The sequence below is a fragment of the Herpetosiphon sp. genome (genome assembly GCF_003512625.1).
GTDB classification, from domain to species: Bacteria; Chloroflexota; Chloroflexia; order Chloroflexales; family Herpetosiphonaceae; genus Herpetosiphon; species Herpetosiphon aurantiacus.
Map to the genome: position 1 here is coordinate 1 of NZ_DOPT01000112.1, position 9764 is coordinate 9764.

10 protein-coding genes are annotated in these 9764 nt (G+C 49.1%); 1 reads left to right on the top strand and 9 read right to left on the bottom strand.

Features of this window, described 5'->3' with window-relative positions:
- The 7 genes from DEF47_RS25075 to DEF47_RS25105 all read right to left on the bottom strand — a co-directional run.
- On the bottom strand, positions 1-561 hold a 561-nt coding region (locus DEF47_RS25075; RefSeq protein WP_287045396.1), incomplete at its 3' end, for a WXG100 family type VII secretion target.
- 318 nt (positions 562-879) lie between these two features.
- The gene (locus tag DEF47_RS25080; protein WP_012190786.1) at positions 880-1680 is read right to left on the bottom strand and encodes a hypothetical protein; all 801 of its coding nucleotides are present in this window, start codon (positions 1678-1680) and stop codon (positions 880-882) included.
- 78 nt (positions 1681-1758) lie between these two features.
- On the bottom strand, positions 1759-3018 hold the full coding sequence (locus DEF47_RS25085) for a WXG100 family type VII secretion target (RefSeq protein WP_012190787.1): 1260 nt from the start codon (positions 3016-3018) through the stop codon (positions 1759-1761).
- Positions 3019-3233: 215 nt separating this feature from the next.
- Entirely contained in the window at positions 3234-3554 is a 321-nt protein-coding gene (locus tag DEF47_RS25090) for a hypothetical protein (protein ID WP_041304617.1), read from the bottom strand.
- Between the two features lie 85 nt (positions 3555-3639).
- Positions 3640-4740, bottom strand: a complete 1101-nt coding sequence (locus tag DEF47_RS25095; protein ID WP_012190789.1) for a WD40 repeat domain-containing protein — start codon at positions 4738-4740, stop codon at positions 3640-3642.
- Positions 4741-4744: 4 nt separating this feature from the next.
- Positions 4745-5257, bottom strand: a complete 513-nt coding sequence (locus tag DEF47_RS25100; protein ID WP_012190790.1) for a DUF4919 domain-containing protein — start codon at positions 5255-5257, stop codon at positions 4745-4747.
- A gap of 27 nt (positions 5258-5284) precedes the next feature.
- Entirely contained in the window at positions 5285-6292 is a 1008-nt protein-coding gene (locus tag DEF47_RS25105) for a WXG100 family type VII secretion target (RefSeq protein ID WP_012190791.1), read from the bottom strand.
- Between the two features lie 450 nt (positions 6293-6742).
- On the opposite strand from DEF47_RS25105, the gene DEF47_RS25110 reads away from it, so the two are divergent.
- Positions 6743-6955, top strand: coding sequence for a hypothetical protein (locus tag DEF47_RS25110; RefSeq protein WP_012190792.1), 213 nt, complete (start codon positions 6743-6745; stop codon positions 6953-6955).
- Between the two features lie 51 nt (positions 6956-7006).
- Here DEF47_RS25110 and DEF47_RS25115 read toward each other — a convergent pair whose 3' ends face one another.
- Both DEF47_RS25115 and DEF47_RS25120 read right to left on the bottom strand, forming a co-directional pair.
- The gene (locus DEF47_RS25115; protein ID WP_012190793.1) at positions 7007-8512 is read right to left on the bottom strand and encodes a pre-peptidase C-terminal domain-containing protein; all 1506 of its coding nucleotides are present in this window, start codon (positions 8510-8512) and stop codon (positions 7007-7009) included.
- A 40-nt stretch (positions 8513-8552) separates the two neighbouring features.
- Positions 8553-9341 (bottom strand): enoyl-ACP reductase FabI, encoded by a 789-nt coding sequence (locus tag DEF47_RS25120; RefSeq protein ID WP_012190794.1) that lies wholly within the window; start codon positions 9339-9341, stop codon positions 8553-8555.
- Positions 9342-9764: the final 423 nt, after the last annotated feature.

The window sequence follows — 9764 nt, forward strand, 5'->3', positions numbered from 1 at the left end:
ACTACCGCCGCCACCACCGCCGCCTGACGATGAACCGCCACCACCGCCACCTGACGATGAGCCGCCACCACCGCCGCCTGACGATGAACCGCCGCCACCGCCACCTGACGATGAACCGCCGCCGCCAGCAGCAATACCTGCACCACCACCAGTAGCACCAGCATTACTGCCACCACTGCCACTACCATCGGCGTTGCCACCGCCGCCGCCACCAGCACTAGCCGTGCCATTGCCACCACCAGATGGTGCGCCGCTGCCATCAAAGGTAATGCCTTTGGCGGCTTCTTCTTCGGCTTGACGGAAGATTTGCGAGATTTGCTTGGTAACTTCGCCGCTCACTGCTAGCACATTTTGAAATCGCTTCATAGCAGGAAAGATATGCTCGTTCATTTCGGCAAAGAATGCTTGGGCTGCATCCCCTTGCCAAGCACCACCTCGAAGTTCCTCATACATGCGGCGAATCATCGCTTCCATTTGCACTTGGTGATCATGCAATTTTTGGAACCGACTGGAAACTTGTTCCATATCATCAGACTTATGCTGGACGATATCTGCTGTCATGCAGCCTCCCTAGCAAGCACCGTCACAAATGCGACGGTAACAAAAAAATACCACGAACCCTCCACGATTCCTGTTCTCTCACAAGACGGGCCATACCAAATGGGATTTCCAAGACTTTGGACAAGAAAAAGACGATGGGTACTAATCCCTAGGCGGGATTAATACGCCATTAGAATACTAAATGAAGCTCTTACTTGTCAACACGTTTTTAAGAATGTTTCGAGGCAATTTTTAGCCTTGGATCATAAATTCAACCCAAGGCTGCGGGGAAATAAGCGATTCAAGATATAGAGTTTAAACTATAGATGCCCAAACGACCTAACGAACATTAATCTCGTTTAAGTCTGACATCGCTTGATCAAGGAGATTGATAAAATCAGCCTCACCAACATTATGGTAATCGGTCAGGCCATCGGGGGTTACAAAACCAATCCATGCGGTAGTATCAGCAAGAATAATTCCAACAATTCGGCTTTCAATAACCTTGGTTGCCTCAGTACGTAAGATATCAATTGTGCCATATAAACGTGGTTTCTGGAGCGTAGCTGCAAATTGGTGCGCTGCAATTTCACTCACTCCAAATGTGTGTAATAACTGCACATCAGGATTTTGCTTGGCTGCCAATGCCTGTTCTTGAGTTAGTTGAAACTGAATTGGTTGCTTGATTGCTTGGGGAAATGCTGGCTCAAAGTGGCTAGCAAAGCATTGGAGGGCAACATTCCGATTAGAGAGGACTGTAAATTCATACAAGCTACCAAGCATTTGCATTTCAACAACCGTATGCCCATGCTCATAGTAGGCAACATCATACTTTCGTCCACTATCATTTTGCCAAGTGCTTAGCACCACCAATTCGGCATTGACTGCGCTAATAATTAATAGTAAAAGGTCTTCATTAATTACGCTCGTGTGAGTAGTTGGATCATCGATCAGCCATCCATGCTTGCGGAGTTCGTTTGAACCTTGCTCCCATAACGCCGTAGCCTGAGCTTCATCGAGCGTATATGGCGATTTGACCCCAGCACCGAGTAAGGTCGGGGCTGAAACCAGCGATAGTAAGGCGAAAAGCCCAGCCGATGATAGCCGAACAGGATAGGTTAGTTCACGAATCGCTTGCATCACAGCCTCCAAAACATGGTAGGAGCCTGATCTGCCGAATTATCCCGGCAGATCAAGCAAAATCACGCTAGGGTGAATCTAGAATAGAAAAGAAAATATATCTTTCGCTGATTTTGAAGCAGCATTCCATCGATCACTTGCCGCATCTTTGGTTGCATGCCAACCATCGTTCGCCGCATCTTTGGCGGCATTCCAGCCATCGTTCGCCGCATTTTTAACGGTTTTAAGCCCTTCATGAACATCCACAATTTGACCCAATCTATGATCTACAGCATCAATAACCGCGTATTCAGCCAATTTTTGGACGGGGTTATTAAGATTAATACCATCGCCATCAATAAATCCATAGGCTAATTTCTGATTCCAATAACGAATGCCTGACTCTTGACCAGTCAATGGGTGAGTGGGATTACGGCCTTCCAAGCCAAGGTAATCATAGCCTGGTCCCATCTCATGATGTTTGAGCAGATACCCACCTGCGTCGTGCATGATGCCGTGATAGCCAACTGGACGTTCCTTAGCATCAATCGCAATATTACCGTAACCCACTAAGCCGCCTGTAGGACTGAGCAATGAACCAAAAACTGGATCGATACCAAAGACATCGCCAAGAACTTTGCCAAACCGTAAACTTGTGGTACTGCCTAAAAAGTCAGGATGTCGATCTTGATCAAGTTGATCAACGTCACCTTTTTCGGTGGCTCGCTTCCGTAATTCGACAAACCTCTTGTGGTCGGCCTGAATTTTCTCCAGTGGCACATCGCGCAATTTAGCAATTTTGACCAAAGCCGCTTGAACATCGGCTTCTGAAGCTTTGTCATTAATAATGGTTTCCATAGCTTTATTCAGTTCAGGTACATCCATACCTTGCATTTTTAAGCCAACCAAACGATTCATGTAATCGTCGTTGAAGATTGTTTTGCGTAAATCCGGCTTTGACGTATCATCGAATAGCGCAGCACCAATGCTCACACCCGCCAACCCATGACCAGCAGCAAGACCAGCATCCGCCAGCATGCCACCAATTGAACCACTATCAAACGTAATACATTTTGCAGCCGCTTCTTCAGCTTGACGGAAGATCTGATTGATTTGTTTGGTCAACTCACTGCTCACAAGCAAGGTATTTTGCAACCGTTGCAAGGTAGGAAACACAACATCGGTCATTTCAACAAAGAATGCTTGGGCAGCCGTACCTTGCCATCCATCGTTGCGAAGTTGCTCGTACATCTGGCGAATCATTGTTTCCATCTGCACTTGGTAATCATACAATTTTTTGAAGCGTACTCCGGCTTGTTCTACAGCCTCGTAGTGATTGGCAATAATGTCTGCGGACATATAGCCTCCCTAGGGATTATGGGCACAAATGTGCCGATAAAATACCAAAAAACCTACCACGATCAAGCGCATGTGCTAATCATGTTTGACTACAAAACGACATTAGAGATTAATTCACAGCGACGAATTAATGCCTATCATCATAATAAATCCAAACATACTTGTCAACATGCTATTAGCTAGTTCATTCAACTTATTTTGGTATATTTATGCAGTTAACCCAAGGCTGCGGGGAAAGGGTAGCTATGACTATTTAACGTAAACCAGTGCCAACTCAGCAAGGCCAACGCAACCAGCAACAAACCATACTTAACCCAACGAAAACGCTGATTGCGCCGACGAATTGCCCGAACCAACAAGAAGCTAACAGGCACAATCAAGCCTGCCACAAACCACTGGATCACCAAAACCGTATCAGGATCATAGACCGGAATACTTTGGGCTGAACGATATTCGCTGCTGGGAAAAAGGTAGCAAAACTCAATTAGTAAGCCAATCAGGCCATAGCCAAGTATTGTTAGTCGTTGTTTGATCATCTGCCTCGATCTGCTTTTCAAACGCACCAAAAACCCTTATCAACCTACATTGACAAGGGTTTTCAAACTAGAATCACTGAATCAATTACTGTAATGGTGTAGCTGGCAAAACCAAACGTTGCTGCTCGGTCAGGCTTGTACTATCCCAAATCAGGACAAATGGTTCTTTGCCGCCTGAGGCCAATTGGCTGCCATCAGCATTCCATGCCAAGGTTGTAACCCGCTCGGCATGGCCTTTGAGGCTGTTGCTGACTTGTTTGCTGGTCAGATCGTACAACTCGATCAAGCCACTACTATTGCCAATCGCCAACGTTGGAGCGGTTGGATGAAAGGCCAAACCAGCAAATTGGTGCTCACTGCTGCGATGCGTGGCATAGATTGACCATGAACTGGTATCCCAAATCGCGACTCCGCCGCCGTTTTTATCGCCGCTACTGGCTGCCAGCCATTTGCCATCGTGGCTCCAAGCCAATTTGCCTGGTTGATAGTTGAGGCTGGCTTCTTTGAATGAATGTAATTGCTGACCACTCACTACATCCCAAATCTGCACTACGCCACTAAAATCGTTGCTGGCCAGTAATTGACCATCAGGGCTGAGCGCAATTTCAACAATTGAGCCAGTTTTGGCCGGAGCACCAAAGGTCGTTGTTGCCGCACCAGTCGCCACGTTCCAAGCTTGGAGCATGCTACCTTTGTTGTAGGCTGCAATAATTTGCTGCTGATCAGGTGTGATTGCGAGGGCACTGACTTCAAAGGCAGTGGTTTGGCTAGGCAGTTGCAATGGTTTGGCATTCCACGCCAGAATTTTTTGGCCATCAGTGCTATTCCAAGTCGTCAGCGTTTTACGATCAGTGCTTACAACCAATGGCCCTGAAGCTGTAAAGGCCAAGTAAATTTGTTTGGCGGCAAGGGTTTGTTCAATTGTGCTCGTAGCAAGCTTCCAACGATAAACCCCATCGTAGCCAACCCCCACCAAAAGCTGTTGGTTGGGCAGAAACTGGAGCGCCACAATATCGCCGCGAAAGTTAACCCCTGGCCCGACATCAATGCCAATTGTAGGCAACGGATTAGAACTTGAAGTGCTACAGGCAGTTAATGTTCCCAACATTACGCCCACCAAGAGCACAATTGATAATTGATTGCAGACAACGTTTGAAATCGTTGGCGAGGGGTTAACGTAACGCATGAACCTATTTTCCTTCTAAAACAATTAGCGAACTGACTTCAAACCAAACCCAACTTTGATCTTCGCAGATATGTAAATCGAGGTTTTGGTCTTGATCGTGGACGAGGGTTTGGCGTTGGCTTTGTTTGCCCAAAAAGCCCAAAACATCGTACTCATCTTGGATTGAGAGCACATAGTAGGGCTGTTCACGGCTACCATCGCCAGTCAGCAGAATTCCATCCATAACGGTTTTGGCCATGGTTGCTTCGCGCAAGGTGTTTTCCTTGTCACCAAGCTCATTGTAGGCGGTCGCTAACAAATTATGCAGTCCAGGGCTAAGTAACGCGCCGGGCAACAAACTGCGCAATTGGCGAATGACCGTTGGGTAATCGCCCTCGGTAAAAGCCGCACTAGCGACCTCGTTGGGCGAGATATTTGGCGAATAATTGGCACTCGCCATCACCGCCTCGCGCAACGCCATAAAATGCTCGCGCGATGGTTGTGACCAGTATTGATACGCTACATCATTTAATCTCATAACATCAGCATCCTTGTGAGTAAATCGCTAATTTGTTGTGCGTGGGGTTGGCGTTGTAGCTGGTGGCGTTGGGCTTGGGCCTGGTATCGGCACTGGCAATGGCTCAGGCTTTGGCGTTGGAATATGGCGTTCGAAATCAGTCAAGGTCAAATTATCGCGATAGGTTTCGCCATAATTACGGGCATCAGTTTCCAATGGTTGGCTTTCATAGCCCGCAAAATCGCTTTCTGGGGTGATGTAGTTATTGAAGTTTTCGTGCCATTCGTTGGCCATCGCCTCAGTGACATCGTTCATCGGCCATGTGGGTTCAGCTTGGATGCCAATTGAGCGCAAGAACTTATCGAAGTTGCTGGGGTTGGCTAAATTAGCCATTTGGCGTTGAACCTCATGGCGAACTTCATGCGCCACAGTATTCAAAACGCGATCAGGATCACCCATGTTATCAAGGTCGATAAACACCCCTTGATCATTGCGATAGCCGAACAAATCTAGGCCTGGTGGGTCGGCCAGATCGGAAACCGTGACTGGCACATGCTCAATGCCATATTTATCGCAGATTTCGTTGGAGATGCTTTGGAGCACCGCCGCTTGTTCTGCTGGGGTAAGGGTTGCCCAACGCGCACTAATCGCTGGATCAAGCCCAGCGCCACCACCGCCACCAGCATCAAATGACCCACCTTCAGCAGAAAAACTAGCGCCAGCGCCAGCCCCGCCACCAGCCGCCACTCCACCGCCATCAAACTGAATGCCCTTAGCAGCTTCTTCTTCAGCTTGGCGAAATATTTGTGAGATTTGGGTGGTCAGGGCGCTAGCAGAGGTCAGCGTGGTTTGTAAACGTTTGAGAGCGGGGAAAATGCTGTCATCCATTTCGCCAAAAAAGGCCACAGCGGCATCGCCCTTCCAATCGGTGCGCAATTGCTGATAGGTTTGGCGCAACATGGCTTCCATCTGAGTTTGTTGATCGTGCAGCTTTTGAAAGCGCGTTGCCACTTGACCGAGCTGTTCGTAATCGCTTTGTACTACGTCTGCTGCCATCTTGGCTCCTTGTGATCGCCATGGAAAACCCATGACGCTAAAATAGCGGGTTTGCTGTGCAAACCAAAAAAAGGGGAATGTAGCATCCTCCTAAACAGCTCGTCGTCCTAGAATCAATAAAACGGATAATGTAGCAGCAGCCTGGGGTGAGAGATTGCCTGCTGCCCAATAATAGAGGCACTAACAGAGTGTTTAGGCGCGATGTTGTATTCAGCATAGCCAACTATTCGCTGGTTTGTCAAGAGGGTTTAGCCTAGAATTTTGAGGGATTTTTAATTTCTTGTTTAGGCAAGACTTGGCACTTGTGATCAATGCTTCAAACTTGGTCAATCCAAACCTGACCTAAATCTATCGTCCTGTAGCCAACCGAATAATTCTTGGTTATCCATGCCCTCTATAAAGACACATGTGCTAAAATAGGGGTACTACATTGGTTACAAGGAGTCAAGTATGAGCGATACCGATCAAGAATGGGTTGAACGTTTAGAGGCAATCCAAGCGCAATTGGGCGATTTATATACCAATATTGAGGAATTACGCGGGATTGTACGCGAGGCTGGGCGCAAAACCGATGCCCAAGCTTTCAACGAGCCACTTGAGCGTTTAGCCCGTTATGGTCGCTTATTTAGTGATATTCATAGCAGTTGGACAGCCGTCGAATAAGCTAAAATGCCCCGCCGTTGGCAATTCCAGCGGCGGGGCAACCGTTAAGCTTTAAGGCTGAATTTCAATTCGATAGTTGACAGCACTATCGCCATTGGTAATTTGAAGATAGTAATCGCCATCACCTTCGGGCGCGTTGAGGCTGGCGGGCGAACCAGCAATAATCGATTTGGCACTTTCGGCGTAATTACGCTCTTGATTATAGAGTTGCACATCGATCAAGCCATCACCAATCACTGTCACGCTAATTTTGCGTCCAAGGCTTGCTGGAATTCGCAGATAATCATCGCGATCGTCGTTGCCAATCCGGCCTTCGATTGGCGATGCAGCAACCACAACCGCCGCTGGAATCTCATCGCCAGCATCTTTACTACTACCAGCATCATTTTGGGCAATGGTCACCAATTCAAGCTGATATTCGCCTTCACCCAAGACTTTGACAAACCAGCGCGGGCCACGTTCGCCAGGCAAGGTTCGACCAACCGCAACAGGCGCATCACTGGTAAAATCGGCTTGATCCACATAGTTTTGCGAGTTATCCAAGGTTTGGATGGTCAGGCTGCCTTGTTTGGTGCTGGCAGTCAGGGTATAGGCAAAGCCTGTTTGTGGCACTTCAACGCTAAAAATATCGCCGCGATCATCGCCACCAAGCATGCCAGTAATTGTGCCGACCTCAACTTTCACTGCGCGATCGATCTCGTCGGGAGCATCGCCAGCGCTTGATCCATCAGTTTGCGCCGCAAAATCTAGGCTCAAATCGTAGCTGCCCGTGCCATCGACCCGCACAAACCAACGGCCACCTTGCTCGCTATTCAAAATTCGGTTTAAGCTAACCGGAGTGTTTGCTGAAACGCTAGCATTATTCAAGTAGTTTTGGGTTTCATCGAACAACTGAAGCTGCACATCGCCATTAGTTTTGGCATCAATCGTCAATGTGCCGCCTTTTTCGGGCACGTCAAGGCTAAAATAATCGGTCATATCGGCATCGCCAAGGCTGCCAGCCAGCGTCCCAAGCTTGGCATTGACCGCTTGACCAAAATCGTCGCCAGCATCGCCCTTGCTGCCCGCATCGGCTTGCTCGGCGGCAGAGCCAGTCAAACTAAATAAGGCATTGCCGCTGATTTCCCAGACTACTTGGCCACCATTGGGCAAGCCAAATTGATAGCCCAACATGCCTGTTTCGCCTGGCGCAAGATTGATCGATTTTAGGAAACTTTGGTTTTTATCATACAAAACCGCGCTGAGGCCTTGCGGCGATTGACCATCAACTTTGATCGTGCTGGTAACAACCCCACCAACTGGCACATCGAGTCGATAATAGAGATTTGATTGATTAACGCTGGCTTTAATTTGACCATCGAGCGGGGCGGCGCTAGCAAAGCTTGTGTTGGCAGCACTAGCATCAACCGTGGCAACCGTGTTATCGGGGGTGTTGGTAGCGGCGGCAGTTGCCGCCGCTGAAGTTGGCTCGCTCGATTGGGCGGTTGGCTCGCTGGCTCCACCACCACAAGCAACGAGCAAACTTGCTAAAAGCATCATTATGCTCAACCGTCGCATTGTTGTACTCCTTACAACAGCGATGGTTGGCGCATCACTGTTAGCTTGATTGTTCTTCTTCGCTCATGCCGAGCACGTTATAGCCACCATCGACATAGACGACCTCGCCAGTTACGCCGCTGGCTAGCTCCGAGCACAGCCACAAAGCGCTATTGCCAACATCTTCAATCGTGATCGCACGACGCATGGGGTTGGCGTTGGTAAAGGCGCGGTGCAACCGCCGGAAGTTGCCAATGCCCGAAGCCGAAAGCGTGCGGATTGGCCCAGCACTAATCGCATTGACCCGCAACCCATCGGGGCCAAGATCGGCGGCCAAATAGCGGACTGTGGCCTCAAGTGCGGCTTTGGCCACACCCATCACGTTATAGTTAGGAATAACCTTCTCTGCGCCGTAGTAGCTCAAGGTCAAAATACTGGCGTTAGGATTGAGCAATGGCATGGCGGCCTTGGTGAGCGCTACCAACGAAAAAGCACTGACATCCATCGCAATCCGCCAGCCATCGCGGCTACTATCGACAAAACGGCCCGAAAGATCTTCGCGTTTGGCGTAGGCCACGCTGTGCACCAAAATATCGAACGAGCCAAATTCAGCTCCCAGCCGCTCGAACAACGTGGCAATTTGGGCATCGTCGCTCACATCGCATTGCTGCACAAAACTCACACCAAGCTGTTCGGCCAATGGGCGCACGCGGCGTTCTAAGCTCTCGCCAGCATACGAAAAGGCCAATTCGGCTCCAGCCTGTTTCAAGGCTTGGGCAATTCCCCAAGCAATTGAATGATCATTGGCAATTCCAACGATTAAGGCTTTTTTCCCTTTGAGCAAATCCATTGTGTCTCCTGAACTAGCACATTGTTCAGTGGCACAGCACCACTGTAACAAACCTCAACGGCAAATATATGACAAAACTTGTCAATCTCCCCTGAATGACATGAGTCGCTGTAATTAAGACGATTGGCAATCAATTGATCCCTCACCCCCTAGCCCCCTCCTTACAAGGGAAGGTTGTTAACAATCATGGGGTTGGATTCAGCGTCGATTGGCATGCCCTCACCCCCTAGCCCCCTCTCCCGCCCAGCAGGCGAGGGGGAACCATCCTAATCATGACCATTGGTATGCCCCTCTCACCGCAGTGGGAGAGGGGTCGGGGGTGAGGGATTTAAAACCTACCCTTGTACACTAGCCCCCTCTCCCGACCAGCAGGCTCACTCGGCAATGCTCCCCTCGCCCGCCGCCGTGGGAGAGAGGCTGGGG

Excerpts from the sequence above, each read along its gene's own strand:
- DEF47_RS25080 (WP_012190786.1), bottom strand. The coding sequence starts at position 1,680 with ATGCAAGCGATTCGTGAACTAACCTATCCTGTTCGGCTATCATCGGCT.
- DEF47_RS25085 (WP_012190787.1), bottom strand. The coding sequence starts at position 3,018 with ATGTCCGCAGACATTATTGCCAATCACTACGAGGCTGTAGAACAAGCC.
- DEF47_RS25090 (WP_041304617.1), bottom strand. The coding sequence starts at position 3,554 with ATGATCAAACAACGACTAACAATACTTGGCTATGGCCTGATTGGCTTA.
- DEF47_RS25095 (WP_012190789.1), bottom strand. The coding sequence starts at position 4,740 with ATGCGTTACGTTAACCCCTCGCCAACGATTTCAAACGTTGTCTGCAAT.
- DEF47_RS25100 (WP_012190790.1), bottom strand. The coding sequence starts at position 5,257 with ATGAGATTAAATGATGTAGCGTATCAATACTGGTCACAACCATCGCGC.
- DEF47_RS25105 (WP_012190791.1), bottom strand. The coding sequence starts at position 6,292 with ATGGCAGCAGACGTAGTACAAAGCGATTACGAACAGCTCGGTCAAGTG.
- DEF47_RS25110 (WP_012190792.1), top strand. The coding sequence starts at position 6,743 with ATGAGCGATACCGATCAAGAATGGGTTGAACGTTTAGAGGCAATCCAA.
- DEF47_RS25115 (WP_012190793.1), bottom strand. The coding sequence starts at position 8,512 with ATGCGACGGTTGAGCATAATGATGCTTTTAGCAAGTTTGCTCGTTGCT.
- DEF47_RS25120 (WP_012190794.1), bottom strand. The coding sequence starts at position 9,341 with ATGGATTTGCTCAAAGGGAAAAAAGCCTTAATCGTTGGAATTGCCAAT.